The organism is Microbacterium sp. NPDC090014 (assembly GCF_044748285.1).
Classification (GTDB): domain Bacteria; phylum Actinomycetota; class Actinomycetes; order Actinomycetales; family Microbacteriaceae; genus Microbacterium.
Map to the genome: position 1 here is coordinate 699,580 of NZ_JBIVFS010000002.1, position 20,729 is coordinate 720,308.

Sequence of the window (20,729 nt, forward strand, 5' to 3'; positions counted from 1 at the left end):
GCGGGGGTGGGGGACAATGGAGCAATGACAGTCACCCTGCTCGGCGCCACCGAGATCCGCCGCCTCGCCGCTGAGCTCGACGTCACCCCGACCAAGAAGCTCGGACAGAACTTCGTCGTCGACGCGAACACCGTGCGCAAGATCGTGCACGCCGCCCGCGTCCAGCCGGGGGAGCGGGTCGTCGAGGTGGGCCCGGGGCTCGGCTCCCTCACCCTTGCGATCCTCGAGGCCGGCGCATCCGTCACCGCTGTCGAGATCGATCACCGGCTCGCCGCCCGGCTCGCCCAGACCGCCGAGGAGCACGGCGTTCCCGCCGACATGCTCACGGTCGTCGACGCCGACGCGCTGCGCATCACGGAGCTGCCGGGCGAGCCGACCGTGCTGGTCGCGAACCTGCCCTACAACGTCTCGGTCCCCGTGCTGCTGCACTTCCTCGAGAACTTCTCCTACCTGAAGCGCGGTGTCGTGATGGTGCAGGCCGAGGTCGCCGAGCGCATCGCGGCCAAGCCGGGCTCCAAGATCTACGGCACCCCGAGTGTCAAGGCCGCCTGGTACGGCGAGTGGAAGCTGTCGGGCACCGTGTCCCGTCAGGTCTTCTGGCCGGTGCCCAACGTCGACAGCCTCCTCGTCGGCTTCGACCGGTCGGAGGGCGAGCGCGGCACAGAGGACGAACGCCGACTCACCTTCAAGATCGTGGATGCCGCCTTCAACCAGCGCCGCAAGATGCTGCGACAGGCGCTGTCCGAGCTCTTCGGCAGCTCCGCCGCGGCATCCGAGATCCTGATCGCGGCCGGAGTCGCGCCGACCGCTCGTGGCGAGGACCTCACGGTCGATGACTATCACCGTATTGCGCGGCACGTCGCTCAGATCGAAGACGCCGTCGTCACCGACTAACCTGGCACCGTGACCGACTCTCCTCGCTTCCGTCCGAACATCCCCGAGCTGCACCGGCCGTACGCCGCCGATGAGAGCCGCTACCAGCAGTTCGAGTACCGCCAGGTGGGCACCTCCGGCCTGTTCCTGCCGCCGATCTCGCTCGGGCTGTGGTGGAACTTCGGCGATAACATCCCGCTCGACAACCAGCGCGCGCTGCTGCGTCACGCCTTCGACCGCGGCATCACGCACTTCGATCTCGCGAACAACTACGGCCCGCCCTACGGCTCGGCCGAGAAGAACTTCGGCCGCATCTTCGCCGAGGACTTCCGCCCCTACCGCGACGAGCTGATCATCTCGTCGAAGGCGGGCTGGGACATGTGGCCGGGTCCGTACGGCGACTTCGGCAGCCGCAAGTACATCCTCGCGAGCGCCGAGCAGTCGCTGACCCGCATGGGCCTCGACCACGTCGACATCTTCTACTCGCACCGCGCCGATCCCGTGACGCCGGTCGCCGAGACCATCGGGGCGCTCGACACGCTCGTGCGCCAGGGCAAGGCCCTCTACGTCGGCATCTCGTCGTACAGCGCCGAGCGCACAGCCGAGGCCGTCGCCGTCGCCACCGACCTCGGCACCCCGCTCGTCATCCACCAGCCCGCCTACTCGATCCTCAACCGCTGGGTCGAAGACGGCCTCACCGACACCCTCGAGCAGTCCGGCGTCGGCGCGATCGCGTTCACACCTCTCGCGCAGGGGCTCCTCACCGACAAGTACCTCGGCGACGGCACGGCCGCCCGTGCGCAGAAGCGCGGTTCGCTGCCGGATGCGCCGCTGTCGGATGCCGCCGTTCAGACCCTCCGCTCGCTCAACGCCATCGCCGAGCAGCGCGGGCAGTCCCTGGCGCAGATGGCGATCCAATGGACGCTGCGCAACCCGGTCGTCGCCTCTGCGCTGGTCGGGGCATCGCGTCCCGAGCAGCTCGACGAGAACATCGCCGCCGTCAACGGTCCGGCATTCACCGACGACGAGCTCGGCCGCATCGACGAGGCGGCCGGTGCCATCGACGTCGACCTGTGGGCGACGTCGACGGAGCTGTGACGGGAACACCGACATGAGCTTCGCCGCCCCCGTCGACTCCGTGCACGTGCGCGCGCCCGGCAAGATCAACGTCTATCTCGGTGTGGGCGGCCGCCACGACGACGGGTATCACGCGCTGGCCACGGTGTTCCAGGCGGTCTCGCTCTATGAGGACGTGATCGCCCGGCACGCCGACGACTTCTCGATCACCGTCTCGGGCGTCGACGACCCCGACACCGTGCCGCTGGACGATCGCAACCTCGCGATGCGCGCCGCCAAGCTGCTCGCGACCGCGGCCGAGTACGAAGGCGGGGTGGCGCTGGAGATCCGCAAGAGCGTGCCTGTCGCCGGAGGCATGGGCGGCGGGTCGGCGGATGCCGCGGCCGCTCTCGTCGCGTGCGACGCGCTGTGGGGCACCGGGTTCTCGACCTCCCGCCTGCATGAGCTGGCCGCCCGCCTCGGCGCGGACGTCCCGTTCGCGTTGCACGGCGGCACCGCCGTCGGAACCGGCCGAGGAGATCAGCTGAATCCCGCGCTGGCGAGGGGGCGGTTCGACTGGGTGCTCGTCCCGAGCGATGACGGGCTGTCCACGCCCGTCGTGTATGCGCGACTCGATGCGCTGCGAGACGCTGAGGGCTCCCTCGCCGACGATCCGCCGCTGTCGCTCGAGGTGCCGGCTCCCGTGCTGCAGGCGCTGCGTTCCGGCGATCCCGAGCTGCTGTCCGAGAGCATCTACAACGACCTGCAGGAGGCCGCCCTGTACGAGCGGCCCGAGCTGGAGACCACGATCCTGCGCGGCATCCACGCCGGCGCTCTGCAGGGCATCGTGTCGGGTTCGGGACCCACCGTCGCTCTCCTCTGCGCGAGCCCCGAGGGTGCGCAGGAGGTCCAGTCGCTGCTGCGTGAGCACGGACTCGAGTCGCTGCACGTGCACGGGCCGGTGCCCGGCGCGCGCATCCTCGCCTGACCCGGCCCGCCCGCATCCTCGCCTCGGCGAGGTGCGCTCCGCGCGCCTGGCATACATAATGAAGAGACGATGTGACCGTGCACATACAAGGAGGTCTGTGATGTCGACTGCCTCCGAGCGTGCCCGGATGCCGAGCATCCGCGACGTCGCGAGACTCGCGGGGGTGTCGCACCAGACCGTGTCGCGGGTGCTGAACGACCACCCCAGCATCCGTCCCGAGACGAAGGCGAAAGTCCTCGACGCCATCGCCGTGCTGGACTACCGCCCCAACCTCGCGGCGCGGGCGCTCGTGACGAGCAAGTCCAACATGCTCGGCATCCTCTCGGCCACGGTGGGGGAGTTCGGACCGACGTCGTCGATCGTCGGCATCGAGGACGCCGCTCGCGAGGAGGGGTACTCGGTCTCGACCCTGAACCTCTCGGCCACGACGCCCGAGGCGATCGGCAACGCCCTGCGGCAGCTGGCACGCGAGCAGGTCGACGGCATCGTGGTGCTCGCCCCGCAGGTCCGGGCGTTCCATGTGCTGAAGGGCATGGCGGTCGAGATGCCGTTCGTCTCGCTGCAGACGGCCTCCGGCTCCGACGGGGTGACCCTGTCGGCCGACCAGGTCGCGGGCGCGCGCACCGCCACCGAGCATCTGATCGGGCTCGGACACAGCGACATCATCCACATCGCCGGGCCGCAGGACTGGATCGAGGCCGAGTCGCGCATGCGCGGATACCTCGATGCTCTGCGGGAGGCCGATCTGCCCACCTTCCCGCCGATCCGCGGAGACTGGACGGCCGACTTCGGCTATTTCGCGGGGCAGGAGCTCGCCCGACGGCGTGACTTCACGGCCGTGTTCGTCGCGAACGACCAGATGGCGATCGGGCTGCTGCACGGGTTCAGGGATGCCGGCATCCGCGTGCCCGAGGACGTGAGCGTCGTCGGGTTCGACGACATCCCGGTCGCGGCGCATGTCGCACCGACGCTGAGCACGGTGCATCAGGACTTCCCCGAGCTGGGTCGCCGCGCCGTGCGCATCCTGCTCGCGCAGATCCGTGGTGAGCAGGTGCCGCAGTTCGGGCCCCTGCAGACGACCCTTCGAACGCGGGAATCGTCCGCGCCTCGATAAGGCCACATTTTCGCGAGTGGTCTTGACACCGTCTCAGCGAGCGTAGACTATGTAATCCAATGTGAACGGTCACATCGAAGGTGACCGCCCGTCGCGAGGAAGATCTTGTGAGCACCACAGCAACGTTGCCGGTCGTGTCAGGCCCCATCCTGGAGATGCGCAGCATCACCAAGGAGTTCCCGGGTGTCAAGGCGCTGTCCGACGTGTCCATCACCGTCCGGGCCGGAGAGATCCATGCGATCTGCGGCGAGAACGGCGCCGGGAAGTCGACCCTGATGAAGGTCCTCTCCGGCGTGTACCCCTACGGCACGTACGAGGGGGAGATCCTGCTCTACGGCGAGGAGCAGCGCTACCGCGACATCGCGGCGAGCGAGCAGGCCGGGATCGCGATCATCCACCAGGAGCTCGCGCTGATCCCTGAGCTCTCGATCACCGAGAACATCTTCCTCGGCAACGAGATCCGCCACTTCGGCGCGATCGACTGGCGCGCCCAGCGTCAGCGCACGGTCGAGCTGCTGGCCCGCGTCGGCCTGCGCGAAGACCCCGACGTCGCCATCAAGACGCTCGGTGTCGGAAAGCAGCAGCTGATCGAGATCGCGAAGGCCCTCAACAAGGACGTCAAGCTCCTCATCCTCGACGAGCCCACCGCGGCACTGAACGAGAACGACTCGCAGCACCTCCTCGACCTGATCCTGGGTCTGAAGGCCAAGGGCATCGCGTCGATCATGATCAGCCACAAGCTCAACGAGATCGAGCAGATCGCCGACGAGATCACGATCATCCGCGACGGTCGCACGGTCGAGACGCTCGACATCTCGCGCGGCGAGATCAACGAGGACCGCATCATCCGCGGCATGGTCGGCCGCTCGCTCGAGAGCCGCTACCCCGACCGCACCCCCGAGATCGGCGACGTGTTCTTCGAGGTCAAGGACTGGTGGGTGCAGCACCCGACCGTGTCCGAGCGGATGGTCGTCAAGGGGTCGAACCTCAACGTGCGTCGTGGCGAGGTCGTCGGCATCGCCGGTCTGATGGGCGCGGGCCGCACCGAGTTCATGATGAGCATCTTCGGTCGCTCCTACGGCACGTTCCTCGGCGGACAGATCGTCAAGGACGGCCAGGAGATCACCATCCCCGACGTCTCCTCGGCGATCAAGCACGGACTCGCGTACGTCAGCGAGGACCGCAAGGTGCTGGGCCTCAACCTGCTCGACACCATCAAGCGGTCTGTCGTGGCGGCGAAGCTGTCGAAGATCTCGAAGCGCGGCGTCGTCGACGAGCGCGAGGAGTACTCGGTCGCCGAGCGCTACCGCAAGGCGCTGCGCATCAAGACGCCCAGCGTCGAAGAGGGCGTCGGCAAGCTCTCGGGAGGAAACCAGCAGAAGGTCGTGCTGGCCCGGTGGATGTTCACCGACCCCGACCTGCTGATCCTCGATGAGCCCACGCGCGGCATCGACGTCGGCGCGAAGTACGAGATCTACGCGATCATCAACGAGCTCGCCTCCCAGGGCAAGGGCGTCATCGTCATCTCCAGCGAGCTGCCCGAGCTGCTCGGCATCTCGGACCGCATCTACACAGTCTTCGAAGGTCGGGTCACCGACTGCATCCCGGCCGACCAGGCGACACCCGAGGCTCTCATGCGCAGCATGACCTCCGCGACTCAGAAAGCATCCGCATGACCACCGACCTCACGACAACGAAGCGCGGCTTCCACTTCGGCGACATCCGCAAGATGTTCGGAAGCAACGGCACCTCGTCACTGCGCCAGTTCGGCATCCTGGGCAGCCTCATCGTCATCATCGTCCTCTTCGAGGTGCTGACGCTGCTGCGCAACGGACCGAACGGCGCGACGCTGACGTCGGGCAACCTGATCAACGTCATCAACCAGTACTCGTTCATCCTGATCCTCGCGATCGGCATGGTGATGGTCATCATCATGGGGCACATCGACCTGTCGGTCGGCTCCGTGGCGGCCTTCACCGGCATCATCGTCGCGAAGTCGATGGCCGACTGGAACCTCCCTTGGCCGCTGGCGATCCTGCTCGGCCTCGGCGTCGGTGCCCTGGTGGGCGCCTGGCAGGGGTTCTGGGTCGCCTACGTCGGGGTGCCCGCGTTCATCGTGACGCTCGCCGGCATGCTCTTCTTCCGTGGCGCGCAGCAGTGGATCGGTGACGCTCAGACGATCCCGGTGCCCAAGGGCTTCCAGGTGATCGGCACCGGCTACCTTCCTGAGGTCGGGCTCCCGCTGGACTTCAACGTGCCGACCATGATCCTCGCACTGGTCGCGGTGGCGTGGCTGGTCTTCTGGGAGATCCGCACCCGTCGCCAGCAGCACAAGATGGGCTCCGACAGTGCGCCCCTCTGGGTCAGCGTCGTCAAGGTCGTGCTGCTCTCGGTCGTCGTGCTCGCCGCTGCGTGGATGTTCGCGACGGGTCGCCCGGGCACGAGCTTCCCGGTTCCGGGTCTGATCCTGCTCGCCCTCGTGATCATCTACTCGTTCATCACGCGGAACACCGTCTTCGGTCGCCACATCTACGCCGTGGGTGGCAACCGCCAGGCCGCACGCCTCTCCGGCGTGAAGGACCGCTGGGTCGACTTCTTCGTCATGATGAACATGTCGATGATGGCCGCACTCGCCGGCATGATCTTCGTCGCCCGTTCGCAGGCATCCGGACCGAACGACGGCACCGGCTGGGAGCTCGACGCGATCGCGTCGGTGTTCATCGGTGGTGCTGCGGTCGCCGGTGGTATCGGTACCGTGATCGGCTCGATCATCGGTGGTCTGGTCATGGCGTTCCTCAACAACGGTCTCGCTCTGCTCGGCCAGGGTGCCGACGTCGTCTCGATGATCAAGGGCCTCGTGCTGCTGCTCGCGGTCGGCATCGACGTCTGGAACAAGCAGCAGGGCCGTCCGTCGCTCATCGGTCTCCTGACCCGCCGGTCGGGCCGCAGGAGCGACCCGGAGGCCACCGCGACCTTCGAACCCAACAGGACTTACCAAGCCCCTCCCGTCGACAAGACGAGGGCCGAGTAAGCGGACTCTCCGCGCAGTGCTCGCACGCAGAATCCGTCACATCACACAGAAAGAGATCACATGAAGAAGATCATCGTCACAGCGACAGCGCTCGTCGCGACGGCTGCCTTCGCACTCACGGGCTGCTCCGGTGAGCGCGGCGGCGGAACCGACACGGGATCCGGCGAAGAGGCCGAAGCGGGCTTCGCCGCCGACTCCTCGATCGGTGTCGCGCTTCCCGACAAGACCAGTGAGAACTGGGTCCTCGCGGGTCAGCTCTTCACGGACGGCCTGGAAGAGGCCGGCTTCAAGGCAGACGTGCAGTACGCTCCGGCGAGCAACACGGTCGCCGAGCAGCAGAACCAGATCCAGGCCATGGTCACCAACGGCGCCAAGGTCATCATCATCGGCGCGAAGGATGGCAAGCAGCTCGCCACCCAGGTGCAGGCGGCCAAGGATGCCGGCGCATACGTGATCGCGTACGACCGTCTCATCGAGAACACCGAGGCAGTCGACTACTACGTCGCGTTCGACAACTTCAAGGTCGGCCAGCTGCAGGGCCAGGCTCTGCTCGACGGTCTCGCCGAGCGTGCGGGCCACGAGGCTCCGTACAACATCGAGCTCTTCTCGGGCTCGCCGGATGACGCCAACTCGAAGGTCTTCTTCGACGGCGCCATGGACGTGCTCCAGCCGGAGATCGACAACGGCAACCTGGTGGTCGTGTCGAAGCAGACCGAGATCGCGCAGACCGCGACCGAGGGATGGCTTCCGGAGAACGCGCAGAACCGTATGGACACGCTGCTCACCTCGTCGTACAGCGGTGACACCGTGGTCGACGGCGTGCTGTCGCCGAACGACACCCTTGCTCGCGCCATCATCACCTCGGTGCAGCAGGCCGGCAAGCCGGTTCCGGTCGTCACGGGTCAGGACTCCGAGGTCGAGTCGGTGAAGTCGATCATGGAGGGCATCCAGTACTCCACGATCAACAAGGACACCGCACTGCTCGTCGAGCAGTCGATCAAGATGGTCGGCCAGCTGCAGAAGGGCGAGACCGTCGATGTCAACGACGAGGAGTCGTACGACAACGGCGCCAAGGTCGTTCCGGCGTACCTGCTCGACCCGATCATCGTCACCAAGGAGAACGCTGCTGAGGCGTACGCCAACGTGCCGAGCCTCCTCGAGATCGTGAAGTCGTACCAGTAAGCGACATCGCACTCACCGCAGACGAGCCGTCCGGACCTTCGGGTCCGGGCGGCTCTTCGCCATGTCGGGTCGACTTTCCACACCGCGCGCGGGCGAGCCGCTGGCGGAAAGCGGACGTCCTGTCGGAGGACGTCCGCACACGGCGCTAGCCCCAGACGGGGTCGTCGGGATCGGGAGAGTCTGTGCCGTCGGCATCTGTCATGATGCGCGCTTCAGCGATCCACGACGTCAGAGGGCCATCGCGGAGGAGATGAGGCCGCGGTGTGTCGAGCAAAACGGAGGCGGCGACCTTGTCCAGCGGCTCATCGCTCGCGAAAATGACGACGTTGCCGAGTGGCCCTTCCGCATCTTCCGGCTCTGCATCGAGCACGACAGCGACGTGCTCGAACACGGTGCTCAGGGTCGCGGCCTGTCGTCGTGAGTATTCGAACGGATGCCCGTCGAGCAGGTTCACGGCGACCACGCCCGCTGCTGCGGAGCGCGCGGCGACCCGACGATAGAACTCCTGGCTGGCCACACGATGCCGGATGACGGCGGCATCCCAGAGATCGACGACGGTGAAGCACGCCTCCACCCAATCGGTGTCGATTGCGGTGCGATAACTCGCGGCGTCGTCAAGTCCGGGGGACGGAGGTGACTGCACCGGCGATGTCTTCTCATTCGGAAAAGCGGCGTCCGCGACCGTTCGAGCGTCACCGAGGATGACTCGTATGTCAGACCCGGGAGGCAACGGCAGCGCGTCGATGACGGCGGCGTAGAGCGCGGGTTCGAACTCCACCACCAGCTGAGGTGATCCGGCGCGCGTCGCCTGGACGTAGCGTGCCAGCGTGAGTGCTCCGGCCCCCAGATGCACGGTGAACAGCGGCGCGTCAGGCTCGGCGGCGGCATCCATTGCGCGGGCGATGTGTTGGGTGTAGCTGTACTCGAGGGCGGTGGGTTCGGTCATCGAGACGACGGACTGCGCAATTCCATCCACGCTGAGCTCGAAGCGACCGGGGCGCCTTCTCGACTGCACCAGCTTTGCCGTGCGGTTGGCTAGTGAGAGCGAGAACACCCGGCGACTCCATGGCACCTGTCTAGTTTAAGCCGGAGGGGATCGGCCGGCGGCTGCCTCTGGAGGAGCAGAGCGCCGTAGGCGAGTTTGCTCTCGGAAGGCCGAGCCTCCTTGAGATCGTCGGGTCGTACGAGAAAGCGATCAGCCATCTGGCAGAAGAGGGCTGCTCGGACCTTCGGGTCGGGGGCTCTTTCTTGTTGCGTGCTGCTGTGGTGCGTTCTTCAGCAGCCGACGCCGGCCGGGTTCTCGTGGCAGGTGTGGGCGACGAGCGCGGTGCGGGCCTCGAGGATGCGGATCTCCTGCGCGGCGCCGCTGGTCGTGAGCTGCCCGGGAATGTCGATCCATCCGCCGCCGAGGTCCACCCGCGCGGTGAATCGGATGTCCACGCTGGCCGAGTAGATGCCGGGTTTGCGGTAGACGTGGCTGGTCGGGGTCGGCGTGAACTGCGCCTGACCGAGCGCCTCCCACGTCTGCCCAGGTGTCGTCACGGTCGCCGAGCTCCCGTCGCCGTAGGTGTAGATGTAGCTGGCCGGCGCGAAGCGCACACGCAGCGGGGCGCCGAACAGCTCGCCGTCTTGGATCTGCGTGGATGCTGCGGCCGTGAAGTTCGTCGGCATCCCGGCGATCCCGACGTTGCCGGGTTCGGCGGTCGCACGGATTGATGCCGGTGCGAATCGCGCCAGGTCAGAGATGGCGATCGTCGGCGCGCCCGGCGTCGACGGAGCGGAGGCCGGGGGAGCGGGCCGGTTCGGGCGCGGCGCACAGCGCGTGGTGCCCGAGTCGTCCATGCATGCCGCGAGGTCGATCGCCTCCTGGCTCGGTCCCGACGGTGTGCTCGGACCCCTGCCGTCGCCCGGACCGCCATCACTCCAATTCGAGTCGGTGCCGGGATCAGTGCTCGGCTGCTGCTGGGTGCCGGAGATGGTGAGGGAGGAACCATCCGTCGAGCCGCATACTCCGACGGAGGCCAGTTCGCCGGTGCATGAGCTCATGTCGACCCGAGGCGCGGGGACTGAGACCGAAACGCAGATCACGGTGGCCATGCACAATGCTGCTCCGGCTGTCAGCACGTCGTCGTCTCCGCGGTCGCCTCGTGCGCAATAACGAGGGACATTGTCGAAACAACAAACTCAACCCTCTGGGCGACTATGTCGCCACGCTCGGGCGGAGTCACGTTCACACCGGCCTCGCTCATGAGCGAGACCCCAGAAACGTCAATGCAGACCAGACTTACTACACGCGGATGGTCGGTCTGAAGCTCGGCGGATTCCTCTGCGAACGAAGTCACCTCGGCAGTGCCTTCAATTCGAAGGCCCTCCGCGCGTAGGACGTTTTGTCCGTCGATATCGCTCTCCAGTGCGACTCCGGTGAGGTACTGCTGCGGATCAGCGCCGGATACTCCTTTGCGCCGGTCGTTCAACGCCTCGTTGTACGCCCGGTACACCTTCTCCGCCGCAGCGAACGCCTCCTCCTCGCTGGCGAAGGCCGCGGTGGGCGTAGGGGCGGGCTCGGGTTCAGTGGTGCATCCCGCGAGAGCGCCAGCCCCCAACGCCAGTACGGCGACAGCAACTATGCGCCCGCCCAACCGTGGAACTGCCGCACCACCGCCTCTGCCGTGACGAATCGCAAGAACGGACAAGGGGCGCAGTGGAGGAGAGGTCACCGCGCCACCGTAATGAATTCGGACTCAGCGCCGTCGCGGTTATCCACAGCGCGAACGTCTCCGCTCAGAACGGCGCGCGCACGGCATCCGATTCGGTGAAGATCACCGTGTACGGTGCAGGGGGAGTGTCGATGTACGTCCGCCCGATGGGACTCGTCCACTCCATGACCCCGCCGGGCTTCTGCTCGACGTGCCATGGCGTGTGATGTTTGAGAACGTGATGTCGGCGACAGAACGATGCCAGATTCGATTCGCAGGTCGCGCCACCCGTCGAGGCAGCATGGTTGTGGTCGAGGTCGCATTTTCGCGCCGCCACTCCGCACGCCGGGAATCGACATCGCTGATCTCTTGCCCGTAGGTGCCTGCGCAAGTGACGGCTCGGTCGGTATCGGTCGACGGCGAGGACATGACCGGTGATCGGATGCGTCAGCACCCGTTCCCATCCCTTCGTCTGCCCGGCCAATCGGCGCGCGGTATCGACGTCGATCGGAATCACGCCGTCGAGCTCGGCGGGCGACGCCGCCTCGGCATCAGACGCCGCGTCCGCATCGTCGTCCATCAGTGTCGTCACCGGGACCGTGACCTCGATGCGCGCACTGATGGCCGCCAGCAGTCCGTCTTCGCTGTCGTGCCCGGTCGGCTGGCCGCTGAGCACGAGGTCGGCGAGCAGGTCGGCGCGGATCTCGTCGACCGTCCGATCATCCGCCTCGAACTCATCGCCGTCGCGAGCCGCCCGCCGCTTCGCGCGAAGGTTCTCGACGCGCAGTGCGTGCGCCATCTGCGAGAGACGGTCGAACATGCCGTGGACGAGCGCGGCAGGCGCGTGCGTGTGCAGCGTCGCCATCCCGTCTTCGCCATCCGTCGCCCAGACTCGCCGCTGAGATCTGGCGCGACGATGCCGCTCCGACACTGTCGTCGGAGCGAAGCGCTCGGCCACACGGCGCGCCAGCGCGCGCAGTCGGTTCGGCGATTCCACCTCCGCCAGCGGAAGGATCACCGCGGAATATGCCTCGCGGTGATCGGGCGACTCGAGGCCCGAACCTGCGTCGACAATGACACGGGAGTGCGCGGCGCTGATCCGCCCCGCTCCCTGTGCGGCCCAGACGGCGGGGAACCGATCGACCAGCAGCTCCGCCGCCGCCATCCGGCGCTCGATGGTGCGATCGCTGACATGCTGCACGGCTCCGATCTCGGCCGCGATGGTCCTGATCGAATGGTCTCCCCGGTCCGGGTGATCCCCCTGCTTCGCGATGTCGACCGCGAGCCGACCGGCGATCGCCAGCAGCCCGTCGCGCGCGGCGCTCATGCTGCTCAATGTCGCCTCTGCGACTTGCAACGCGGTGACGAGATCGGCGAGATTCGCGATCTGCGTGTCCGTCGCGTCGAGCAGTGCTGTCATGTCTCCGAGTGGATCACGGACCACCGACATTCGAACGAAGCTTCGAGACATTCCCGAACCGACATGATCCCGGAAGAGTGATGACTCATGCGACACTGACGTCATGCTCCTTCACGCCGTCGACGTCGGCGACGGCCCCCGTACGGTGGTTCTGCTCCACGGGATGATGGGCTCGGCCGACAGCTGGTGGCGTGTGATGCCGGTGCTCGCTGCACAGGGCTTCCGTGTGCTGGCGATCGATCTCCCCGGTCACGGTCTGTCCCCGCGAGATCCACGTCTGACGATCGAGCGGGCCGCATCGTCGGTGGTCGAGACCGTCCGAAGTCTCGCCCCGGGGCGGCCGCTCGCGGCCGTCGGACACTCCTTCGGTGCGAGCGTGCTCGCACAGGCGGCCCCGCTTCTCCGACCTGAACCGGGCATCTATGTCGATGCCGCACTCGTCCTCCCCGGCGGCAGCGACCGTGACGATCTCATCGAGCGGTACGCCCGCGATCGCGAAGCGCGACAGTCGCCGGAGAACCTCCGTGCCTCGCGTTCGTTCTACTCGGAGAGGGATGCCGAGATCGAGGCACTCGCCGCCCGCCGCTTCGACCCGACGACGATGGCATCCGTCTCCTGCGGCCGCGATCACATGTGGCTTCCCGACCCGGGGTCGATCATCGTCCGCGCCGACCCGAGCGACTGGGTGACCGCCGCCGACGTCGCCCGGTTCGAGGCGAACGGCATCGACGTGCGCAGCATCCCCGGAGCCGCGCACACTGTCTGGTACAGCCACTTCGAGGAGTTCACGGCGTCGCTCCCGGAGCTGTTCGGCCGGCGCGCTCGTGCGCAGGGTGCCGGATGACGAGGCAGCCGTGACAGGAGGCTGACCGGGCCACCCAGACCGCGCGACTACCCTGGGGAGTGACATGGCACATCTTCTCGGGGCAGAGGCCCTTCATCTCGAATATCCGACGAGGGTCGTCTTCGACTCCGTGACCCTCGGCATCGAAGAAGGTGACCGCATCGGCATCGTCGGCCGCAACGGCGACGGCAAGTCGAGCCTCCTCGGAATGCTCGCCGGCATCAAGGAGCCGAACTCGGGCCGCGTCACGGTGCGCGGCGGCACGACCATCGGCGTCCTCGACCAGGCCGACACCCTCAGCGACGACCTGACCATCAGCGCGGCGGTCGTCGGTGACACCCCGGAGTACGAGTGGGCCGGCGACCCGCGCATCCGCGACGTGATCGAGGGACTGCTGAAGGACCTGCCCTGGGATGCCGAGATCGGCTCCCTCAGCGGAGGCCAGCGCCGACGCGTGTCACTCGCCAAGCTGCTGACGGGGGACTGGGACGTCATCGCCCTCGACGAGCCCACCAACCACCTCGACGTCGAGGCCATCACCTGGCTCGCCGGACACCTCAAGAAGCGGTGGAGCCCGAACTCCGGAGCGCTCATGGTCGTGACTCACGACCGGTGGTTCCTCGACGAGATCTGCACCGAGACCTGGGAGGTGCACGACCGCATCGTCGAGCCCTTCGAGGGCGGCTATGCGGCGTACATCCTGCAGCGGGTCGAGCGCGACCGCATGGCGGCGGCGACAGAGGCCAAGCGTCAGAACCTCGCCAAGAAGGAGCTCGCGTGGCTCCGTCGAGGCGCACCCGCGCGAACCGCGAAGCCGAAGTTCCGCATCGATGCGGCCAACGAGCTCATCGCCGACGTGCCGGAGATCCGCGACAAGGTCTCCCTGCAGTCGCTCGCCGTCTCTCGTCTCGGCAAGGACGTCGTCGACCTGCTCGACGTCGGAGTGACCTATCCGACCGCCGACGGCGGCACCCGCGAAGTCCTCCGCGACGTCGAGTGGCGCATCGCGCCGGGGGAGCGCACCGGCATCCTCGGTGTGAACGGCGCCGGCAAATCGACGCTGCTCGGGCTGATCTCGGGCACCGTCGAGCCCACCGTCGGCCGTGTGAAGCGCGGCACGACCGTGAAGGTGAAGACGCTCACGCAGCGCCTCGACGAACTCGAGGACGTCCGACGCGAGCCGGTGCGTGTCGTGATCTCGCGACTGCGCACCTCGTACACGATGGGATCCGGCTCGAAGGCGCAGGAGCTCACGCCGGGCCAGCTCCTCGAGCGGCTCGGCTTCGATTCGGCGCAGCTCTCCACCCCCGTGAAGGATCTCTCCGGAGGTCAGCAGCGCCGCCTGCAGCTGCTTCTCGTGCTCCTCGACCAGCCCAACGTGCTGATCCTCGACGAGCCCACCAACGACCTGGACACCGACATGCTCGCGGCCATCGAGGATCTGCTCGATTCGTGGTCGGGGACCCTGCTGGTGGTCAGCCACGACCGGTACTTCCTCGAGCGCGTCACCGATCAGCAGTTCGCGATCCTCGACGGCCACCTGCGGCACCTGCCCGGCGGCGTCGACGAGTACCTGCGCCTGCGCCAGTTGCAGACCTCGGCACCGGGCAGGTCGCAGACGGCCGTCAACACTGAGAAGAAGGCCCCCAGCCTCGACGGCGCCGCACTGCGCGCCGCCCAGAAAGAGGTCTCGTCGCTCGAGCGCCGCATCCAGAAGCTCACGCAGCAGGTCGACAAGGCGAAGACCGCTCTGGCGGATCACGACCAGTCGGACTTCGCCGGCCTCGGCGACAAGATGAAGGCGATCAGCGACCAGCAGGCCGAGATCGAGGAACTCGAACTCCGCTGGTTCGAGCTGACCGAAGAGCTCGACTGACGAGAGGTCTGGCCCTTCCGCCCTCGCGGGAATACGGTGGCAGTCGAATGCGCTGTGCTCTGGGCGGGGTTCGATGCCAGCCGGGATCGCACAGCTTGATCCTGCGGTACCCGGGAGGTTCAGATGGAAGGACTCGAGGTCACCGTCCTGATCGGACTCACGATCCTCGTGGGCACGTTGATCGCGCCGCGCGTTCGACTCGCGCTGCCGCTCGTCCTCGTGATCTTCGGACTCCTGCTCGGCTTCGTCCCGCAGCTCCGCGAGATCCAGCTGCCCCCTGAGACGGTCCTGCTGCTGTTCCTCCCGGTGATGCTGTTCTGGGAGAGCCTCACGACCTCGCTGCGATCGATCCGCCGTGACTTCCGCTACATCCTCCCGATGAGCACGGTGCTCGTCGTGGCATCCGCATTCGCCGTCGCGGGCATCGGTCTGCTGTTCGGGATGCCGTGGGAGACCGCGCTGATCCTCGGCGCCGCAGTGGCCCCGCCGGATGCGACGGCCGTGGCAGCCCTCGGCAGGCTGCTGCCCCGGCGCATGTTCATGAAGCTCAAGGCCGAGAGCCTCACGAACGACGGAACCGCGCTCGTGCTCTACGCGATCGCCGTCTCGCTGGCTCTCGGCGGCAACATCACGCCGCTGTCGGTGACGATGTCAGTGCTCACCTCCTATGTCGGAGGAGTAGCGGCCGGTGTCGTGATCGCAGGCCTCGGGTACCTGCTGCTGCGTCGCACCTCTTCGACGATCGTCATCAACGTCGCGCTGCTGCTCATCCCGTTCAGCGCGTTCCTCCTCGCGGAGATCGTGCACGCCTCCGGCGTGCTGGCCGTCGTCGTCGCCGGTCTCATCGTCGCCTATGTCTCGCCCCGGGTGACGACAGCCTCGTCGCGGCGGCAGGCCGACGCCGCATGGCCGTTCGGCGTCTTCCTGCTCAACGGAGCGCTGTTCGTGCTGATCGGCCTCGAGGTGCAGTTCGTCGCACATGAGATCTCCGCGGCGGCGATCGGCCGGCTCGTGCTCATCACCCTCGCGGTGTGGGGGACGCTGCTCGTCGTCAGGTATCTCTTCCAGCTGCTGAACGCGCCCTTCCAGCGACGCAATCCGGCGCTTCCGTCCCGTGGTGCCAAGGCGCGATCGATGGCGGTGTCGACGGTCGCAGGCATGCGGGGTGCCGTGTCGCTCGCGATCGCGCTGTCGGTTCCGGCCGCCAGCGCGACCGAGGGCGAGATCGCCGGACGCGACGAGATCGTCTTCGTCACGGCGGGAGTGATCCTGCTCAGTCTGCTCGTACAGGGGCCGCTGCTGCCGGCGATCGTTCGCTGGGCGCGTTTCCCGGTCGATCACATGGAGGCCGAGGAGTACGAGCTCGCCGAGCGGACGATCTCGGGCGCGGCACTGGCCGCCCTCGACGACCTCGCCGTCGAGCACGGCGTCGGTCAGGAGATCCGAGACAAGGTGCGTGCCGAGGGCTACCAGATGCTCGAGTTCTCGAACGCGCGTGCGCTGGCGCGCGAGCAGGCGATCGTCGATGCCGAGGCCCAGGCGCTCGACGTCATGCTCGACGAGCCCGATCCGCTGGGCGGCGGCCAGCAGATGAGCGGGGGAGCGGATGCCGGTGCCGCGGAGGCGTCGGTCGCGCTGCGACTGCCGGACGCGACTCGTGTCGGCGACGACGGTGAGCTCGCGGACGGCGAGGTCAGGACTCTGCAGATGATCGCCACCTCGGCCGACGTCGACGTCATGCAGCGGTCGCCGCTGCTGCGTCACGAGGAGCACACGCGCCTCAAGCTCGCGCTCATCGACCGCAAACGCGAGGTGCTGCTCGGGCTGCGCAGAGACGGGACGGTCGACGACCTCGTGGTCCGTCGGATCTCGGCACGACTCGACCTCGAACAGGTCCGGCTGCAGGGCATCGAGGACTACGACTGAGAGCTGTGACGCTCTGTGACACTCGATTGTCGCGCAGCGCGTCGCCCTGCCTAACGTATTCGAGTCCCCCAAGAGAGGAACCCGAACACTCATGTCCATCACAGCATCCCGTCGGACCACATCCGTCATCGCCGCGCTCGCCGCGGTCCCGCTCTTCGTCGCGCTCGCAGGCTGCGCGACCGCATCGTCCGACGCCGGTTCCGGCGGCTCCGAGGACGAGACCGTCAAGATCGGTGTCGTCGGCAAGGGAGACGCACAGTGGGCTCCTTTCGTCGAGGCAGCCGCTGACGAGGGCATCACGGTCGAGCTCGTCGACTTCGGCTCGTACGAGCAGCCGAACCCCGCTCTGACCGAGGGTGAGATCGACCTCAACCAGTTCCAGCACATCGTGTACCTCGCCGAGTACAACACGGCATCAGGTTCCGACCTGACGCCGGTCGGCTCGACGGCGATCTACCCGCTGGGCCTGTACTCGCAGAAGTACGACGACGTCGACGACATCCCCGAGGGGGAGACCGTCGCGGTTCCCGACGACGCATCGAACCAGGCTCGCGCGCTGCTCGTGCTGCAGTCGGCCGGACTCATCGAGCTCAAGAGCGGCGGCACGATCTTCTCCGACCTCTCCGACATCGACACGGGCAAGTCCAAGGTCGAGGTCACCGCGCTCGAGGCCGCGCTGATCCCGACGTCGCTGCCCGACGTCGCGGCGGCGATCATCAACAACGACTTCGTCGAGGATGCGGGTCTGACCTTCGAGGACGCGATCGCTCAGGACGACCCTGAAGACCCGAACGCGCTTCCGTACGTGAACATCTTCGCGGCCCGCGCCGAGGACGCCGACAACGAGACGTACCTCAAGCTCGTCGAGATCTTCCAGACCAATGAGGACGTCCAGGCCGGCCTGCTCGAGTCGTCGGGTGACACCGCCGTGCCGCTGCAGACCCCGGTCGAGGATCTCGTCGCCTCGCTCGAGAAGGTCCAGAAGGACACCGAGGCCAACAAGTAGGACGACCGGGGTGGGTGACACCCCCGTCCGATGAGGGAGAATCGGGTGGCGCTTCGTGCGTCACCCGATTCTTCGTTCCCGAAGCAGACAGACCGGAGCACCGCATGCCGATCGTCACCCTGACGAATGTCTCGAAGACCTACCCCTCCCGCACGCGTGACGAGTCCGAGGTCGTAGCCGTGGACGACGTGACCCTGTCGATCGAGAAGGGCGACGTCTTCGGGATCATCGGATACTCGGGCGCCGGCAAGTCCACGCTCGTACGACTGATCAACGCGCTCGAGCCGGCGACGAGCGGGACCATCACCGTCGACGACGTCGACATCACAGCTCTCAAGGAGAGCGAGCTGCGCAAGGTCCGCGGCGGCATCGGGATGATCTTCCAGCAGTTCAACCTGTTCTCCTCGCGCAGCGTCAAGGCGAACATCGCCTACCCGCTCAAGCTGGCCGGATGGTCGAAGCCGGACATCGAGAAGCGGGTCGCCGAGCTGCTGAGCTTCGTAGGCCTGGCCGACAAGGCGAAGGCGTACCCCGAACAGCTCTCCGGTGGCCAGAAGCAGCGCGTCGGCATCGCCCGCGCCCTCGCCACCGGCCCGGCCATCCTCCTCGCCGACGAGGCCACCAGCGCACTCGACCCGCAGACCACGCACGAGGTGCTCGACCTGCTCAAGCGGGTCAACCAGGAGCAGGGCGTCACGATCGTCGTCATCACCCACGAGATGGACGTCATCCAGACGATCGCCACCAAGGTCGCGGTCATGGAGAACGGACGGGTGATCGAGCAGGGCGATGTCTTCGACGTGTTCTCCGCCCCGCAGAATCCGGCCTCGCAGCGCTTCGTCGGAACGGTCGTGAAGGGCATCCCGTCGCCGTCCGAGCTCGGCGTGCTGCGGGAGCGCCACCGGGGCCGCCTCGTCACGTTCTCGTTCCGCGACGGCGACTCGTCGCAGGCTCAGGTCTTCCTCGACCTCGCCGGCGCCGGACTCGACTTCGAGCTCGTGTACGGCGGGATCAACGACATCCGGGGGCGCGCCTTCGGCCACCTCACGCTCGCGATCCGGGGTGAGAGCGCCGTGATCGACCGCACGCTCGAGCAGATCGGCCAGCGCGTCGAAGTCACCGAGATCGCAGAAGAGGAGGCACGCTGATGGATCGTCTGAACGAACTGTGGCCCGACCTCTGGAAGGCCGCCCTCGAGACCCTGTACATGACGTCGTTCGCACTCGTGCTGGGCGGCATCCTCGGTCTCGCGATCGGCGTCATCCTGTATGTCACCCGTCCGGGCGGGCTCGCCGAGAACCGGGCCGTGTCGGTCATCGCGAACCTCGGGGTGAACTTCTTCCGCCCGATCCCGTTCGTGCTCTTCGTCGCCGTGGCGCAGCCGTTCGCCCGCGCGGTGGTCGGCACCGGCATCGGCACCACGGCCGGCGCGTTCATGATCGGTCTGGCCGCGGCGTTCGCCATCGGCCGCATCGTCGAGCAGCACCTCGTGTCGGTGTCGCCCGGCGTGATCGAAGCCGCGCGCGCCATGGGCGCAGGTCCCGCGCGCATCCTGTTCACGGTCGCGATCCCCGAGTCGCTCGGACCGCTGATCCTCGGCTACACGTTCATCGTGGTGGCACTGATCGACATGACCGCGATGGCAGGCCTCATCGGCGGCGGCGGCCTCGGCGCGTTCGCCCAGATCTACGGCTTCCGGCAGTTCGAGCCGGTCGTCATGTGGACGGCGATCGTCCTCATCGTCGTCTTCGTCCACCTCGTGCAGATGCTCGGCACGTGGCTCGCGCGCAGGATCATGCGGCGCTGACGGGAGCCTCCTGCAGCGTGCGCGTCGTGGTGAAGACCCGCGGCGCGCCGCTCAGCGGATCGACGAAGTGCAGCTCGCGCGCGAGCAGCTGCATCGGCTTCTCGAAGTCGTCGGGCTTCTCGCCACGCAACTCGGGGTAGAACGGATCGTTCAGGATGCCGAGCCCCAGCGCGGAGAGATGCACGCGGAGCTGATGCATCTTGCCGCTGTGCGGGTGCAGGAGCGTGTGCACGACGCGCTCGTCGGCATCGATCACATCGATCTGCGTCTCGGCGTTCGGCTCCCGCTCGTCGTCGACCTGGACCTTCAGCTCATTGCGGAGCTTCACGATGTGGTTGCGGTAGACGAGCGGGAATCGTGAGGCATCCCAGTCGGCCGGACGAGCCGACACGGCCTCGTACACCTTCTGCACCTGCCGCGTCTCGAAGAGCAGCTGATACGGCCCTCTCGTGGCCGGTCGCGCCGAGAACATCAGCACTCCTGCCGTGGCCCTGTCCAAGCGGTGGATGGGGGCGAGCTCGTCGTTGTCGAGAAGGTTGCGCAGTCGGATCAGCGCCGAGTTCTGCAGGAACTTCCCGCCGGGGATGGTGGGCAGGAAATGCGGCTTGTCGATGACCACCAGATCGTCGTCCTGATGGAGGACCTCGATCTCCACGGGGAGACGGGTCTCGACGGGCGGGTCGCGGTAGTACCAGATGAACTCCTCGACCCCCAAGGGCGTGTCCCGTGCGAGAGGGGTGCCGTCGCGGGCGACGATCTCACCGCGATCGAAGCGGCTGAGTAGCCCCTCGGGATCGAGGTGGAAGAAGCGCTCGATCATGTACGCGCCGACGGTCGGCCATTCGCCGCTCATCGGCACGTGCAGACGCGTCGCGCCGACGCCGTCGCGCACCGGAAGAGGGGAGAGCAT

General features: G+C 67.2%; 18 protein-coding genes. 13 read left to right on the plus strand and 5 right to left on the minus strand.

Going from position 1 to position 20,729, the window contains the following annotated elements; translation table 11 throughout:
• The first annotated feature begins 24 nt into the window (after window positions 1-24).
• From rsmA to ACIPV5_RS16875, 7 genes are all read left to right on the plus strand, one after another.
• Window positions 25-894: a 16S rRNA (adenine(1518)-N(6)/adenine(1519)-N(6))-dimethyltransferase RsmA gene (gene rsmA / locus ACIPV5_RS16845; RefSeq protein ID WP_320489962.1), complete on the plus strand. Its 870-nt coding sequence runs from the start codon at window positions 25-27 to the stop codon at window positions 892-894.
• Between the two features lie 9 nt (window positions 895-903).
• Window positions 904-1,971: an L-glyceraldehyde 3-phosphate reductase gene (gene mgrA / locus ACIPV5_RS16850; protein WP_295105049.1), complete on the plus strand. Its 1,068-nt coding sequence runs from the start codon at window positions 904-906 to the stop codon at window positions 1,969-1,971.
• Window positions 1,972-1,984: 13 nt separating this feature from the next.
• The gene (locus ACIPV5_RS16855; RefSeq protein ID WP_400342010.1) at window positions 1,985-2,917 is read left to right on the plus strand and encodes a 4-(cytidine 5'-diphospho)-2-C-methyl-D-erythritol kinase; all 933 of its coding nucleotides are present in this window, start codon (window positions 1,985-1,987) and stop codon (window positions 2,915-2,917) included.
• Window positions 2,918-3,017: 100 nt separating this feature from the next.
• A complete protein-coding gene (locus ACIPV5_RS16860) occupies window positions 3,018-4,031 on the plus strand; it encodes a LacI family DNA-binding transcriptional regulator (protein WP_053097086.1) in 1,014 nt (337 codons plus the stop codon).
• Window positions 4,032-4,186: 155 nt separating this feature from the next.
• Window positions 4,187-5,707 (plus strand): multiple monosaccharide ABC transporter ATP-binding protein, encoded by a 1,521-nt coding sequence (gene mmsA / locus ACIPV5_RS16865; RefSeq protein WP_222839478.1) that lies wholly within the window; start codon window positions 4,187-4,189, stop codon window positions 5,705-5,707.
• Window positions 5,704-7,062: a multiple monosaccharide ABC transporter permease gene (gene mmsB, locus ACIPV5_RS16870; RefSeq protein ID WP_053097084.1), complete on the plus strand. Its 1,359-nt coding sequence runs from the start codon at window positions 5,704-5,706 to the stop codon at window positions 7,060-7,062. The genes mmsA and mmsB overlap by 4 nt, the downstream gene beginning before the upstream one ends.
• A gap of 60 nt (window positions 7,063-7,122) precedes the next feature.
• Complete coding sequence (locus tag ACIPV5_RS16875) at window positions 7,123-8,244, plus strand: sugar-binding protein (protein ID WP_053097082.1); 1,122 nt, start codon at window positions 7,123-7,125, stop codon at window positions 8,242-8,244.
• A gap of 145 nt (window positions 8,245-8,389) precedes the next feature.
• On the opposite strand, the gene ACIPV5_RS16880 is transcribed toward ACIPV5_RS16875, so the two are convergent.
• The 4 genes from ACIPV5_RS16880 to ACIPV5_RS16895 all read right to left on the minus strand — a co-directional run bounded on the left by ACIPV5_RS16880 (window position 8,390) and on the right by ACIPV5_RS16895 (window position 12,360).
• Window positions 8,390-9,316, minus strand: coding sequence for a hypothetical protein (locus tag ACIPV5_RS16880; protein WP_400342013.1), 927 nt, complete (start codon window positions 9,314-9,316; stop codon window positions 8,390-8,392).
• 203 nt (window positions 9,317-9,519) lie between these two features.
• The gene (locus ACIPV5_RS16885) at window positions 9,520-10,290 is read right to left on the minus strand and encodes a hypothetical protein (protein ID WP_400342015.1); all 771 of its coding nucleotides are present in this window, start codon (window positions 10,288-10,290) and stop codon (window positions 9,520-9,522) included.
• Between the two features lie 71 nt (window positions 10,291-10,361).
• Window positions 10,362-10,961 (minus strand): hypothetical protein, encoded by a 600-nt coding sequence (locus ACIPV5_RS16890; RefSeq protein WP_400342017.1) that lies wholly within the window; start codon window positions 10,959-10,961, stop codon window positions 10,362-10,364.
• A gap of 64 nt (window positions 10,962-11,025) precedes the next feature.
• Window positions 11,026-12,360 carry a DUF222 domain-containing protein gene (locus ACIPV5_RS16895; RefSeq protein WP_400342019.1) on the minus strand — a complete coding sequence of 445 codons (1,335 nt, stop codon included), beginning with the start codon at window positions 12,358-12,360 and terminating at the stop codon, window positions 11,026-11,028.
• Window positions 12,361-12,463: 103 nt separating this feature from the next.
• Between ACIPV5_RS16895 and ACIPV5_RS16900 the strand changes: the two genes are divergently transcribed.
• The 6 genes from ACIPV5_RS16900 to ACIPV5_RS16925 all read left to right on the plus strand — a co-directional run bounded on the left by ACIPV5_RS16900 (window position 12,464) and on the right by ACIPV5_RS16925 (window position 19,819).
• Window positions 12,464-13,204, plus strand: a complete 741-nt coding sequence (locus tag ACIPV5_RS16900; protein ID WP_400342020.1) for an alpha/beta fold hydrolase — start codon at window positions 12,464-12,466, stop codon at window positions 13,202-13,204.
• 64 nt (window positions 13,205-13,268) lie between these two features.
• Window positions 13,269-15,080: an ABC-F family ATP-binding cassette domain-containing protein gene (locus tag ACIPV5_RS16905; protein ID WP_056280025.1), complete on the plus strand. Its 1,812-nt coding sequence runs from the start codon at window positions 13,269-13,271 to the stop codon at window positions 15,078-15,080.
• 123 nt (window positions 15,081-15,203) lie between these two features.
• Window positions 15,204-17,006: a Na+/H+ antiporter gene (locus ACIPV5_RS16910; RefSeq protein ID WP_400342023.1), complete on the plus strand. Its 1,803-nt coding sequence runs from the start codon at window positions 15,204-15,206 to the stop codon at window positions 17,004-17,006.
• A gap of 91 nt (window positions 17,007-17,097) precedes the next feature.
• Window positions 17,098-18,012: a MetQ/NlpA family ABC transporter substrate-binding protein gene (locus ACIPV5_RS16915; protein WP_053097067.1), complete on the plus strand. Its 915-nt coding sequence runs from the start codon at window positions 17,098-17,100 to the stop codon at window positions 18,010-18,012.
• Between the two features lie 104 nt (window positions 18,013-18,116).
• On the plus strand, window positions 18,117-19,160 hold the full coding sequence (locus tag ACIPV5_RS16920; protein ID WP_053097066.1) for a methionine ABC transporter ATP-binding protein: 1,044 nt from the start codon (window positions 18,117-18,119) through the stop codon (window positions 19,158-19,160).
• Window positions 19,160-19,819, plus strand: a complete 660-nt coding sequence (locus ACIPV5_RS16925) for a methionine ABC transporter permease (RefSeq protein ID WP_053097064.1) — start codon at window positions 19,160-19,162, stop codon at window positions 19,817-19,819. The genes ACIPV5_RS16920 and ACIPV5_RS16925 overlap by 1 nt, the downstream gene beginning before the upstream one ends.
• On the opposite strand, the gene ACIPV5_RS16930 is transcribed toward ACIPV5_RS16925, so the two are convergent.
• A complete protein-coding gene (locus tag ACIPV5_RS16930; RefSeq protein WP_222839477.1) occupies window positions 19,806-20,729 on the minus strand; it encodes a pseudouridine synthase in 924 nt (307 codons plus the stop codon). The genes ACIPV5_RS16925 and ACIPV5_RS16930 overlap by 14 nt on opposite strands.

Excerpts from the sequence above, each read along its gene's own strand:
- rsmA (WP_320489962.1), top strand. The coding sequence starts at position 25 with ATGACAGTCACCCTGCTCGGCGCCACCGAGATCCGCCGCCTCGCCGCT.
- ACIPV5_RS16855 (WP_400342010.1), top strand. The coding sequence starts at position 1,985 with ATGAGCTTCGCCGCCCCCGTCGACTCCGTGCACGTGCGCGCGCCCGGC.
- ACIPV5_RS16860 (WP_053097086.1), top strand. The coding sequence starts at position 3,018 with ATGTCGACTGCCTCCGAGCGTGCCCGGATGCCGAGCATCCGCGACGTC.
- mmsA (WP_222839478.1), top strand. The coding sequence starts at position 4,187 with ATGCGCAGCATCACCAAGGAGTTCCCGGGTGTCAAGGCGCTGTCCGAC.
- mmsB (WP_053097084.1), top strand. The coding sequence starts at position 5,704 with ATGACCACCGACCTCACGACAACGAAGCGCGGCTTCCACTTCGGCGAC.
- ACIPV5_RS16875 (WP_053097082.1), top strand. The coding sequence starts at position 7,123 with ATGAAGAAGATCATCGTCACAGCGACAGCGCTCGTCGCGACGGCTGCC.
- ACIPV5_RS16885 (WP_400342015.1), bottom strand. The coding sequence starts at position 10,290 with ATGAGCTCATGCACCGGCGAACTGGCCTCCGTCGGAGTATGCGGCTCG.
- ACIPV5_RS16895 (WP_400342019.1), bottom strand. The coding sequence starts at position 12,360 with ATGACAGCACTGCTCGACGCGACGGACACGCAGATCGCGAATCTCGCC.
- ACIPV5_RS16900 (WP_400342020.1), top strand. The coding sequence starts at position 12,464 with ATGCTCCTTCACGCCGTCGACGTCGGCGACGGCCCCCGTACGGTGGTT.
- ACIPV5_RS16905 (WP_056280025.1), top strand. The coding sequence starts at position 13,269 with ATGGCACATCTTCTCGGGGCAGAGGCCCTTCATCTCGAATATCCGACG.
- ACIPV5_RS16910 (WP_400342023.1), top strand. The coding sequence starts at position 15,204 with ATGGAAGGACTCGAGGTCACCGTCCTGATCGGACTCACGATCCTCGTG.
- ACIPV5_RS16915 (WP_053097067.1), top strand. The coding sequence starts at position 17,098 with ATGTCCATCACAGCATCCCGTCGGACCACATCCGTCATCGCCGCGCTC.
- ACIPV5_RS16920 (WP_053097066.1), top strand. The coding sequence starts at position 18,117 with ATGCCGATCGTCACCCTGACGAATGTCTCGAAGACCTACCCCTCCCGC.
- ACIPV5_RS16925 (WP_053097064.1), top strand. The coding sequence starts at position 19,160 with ATGGATCGTCTGAACGAACTGTGGCCCGACCTCTGGAAGGCCGCCCTC.
- ACIPV5_RS16930 (WP_222839477.1), bottom strand. The coding sequence starts at position 20,729 with ATGCTCTCCCCTCTTCCGGTGCGCGACGGCGTCGGCGCGACGCGTCTG.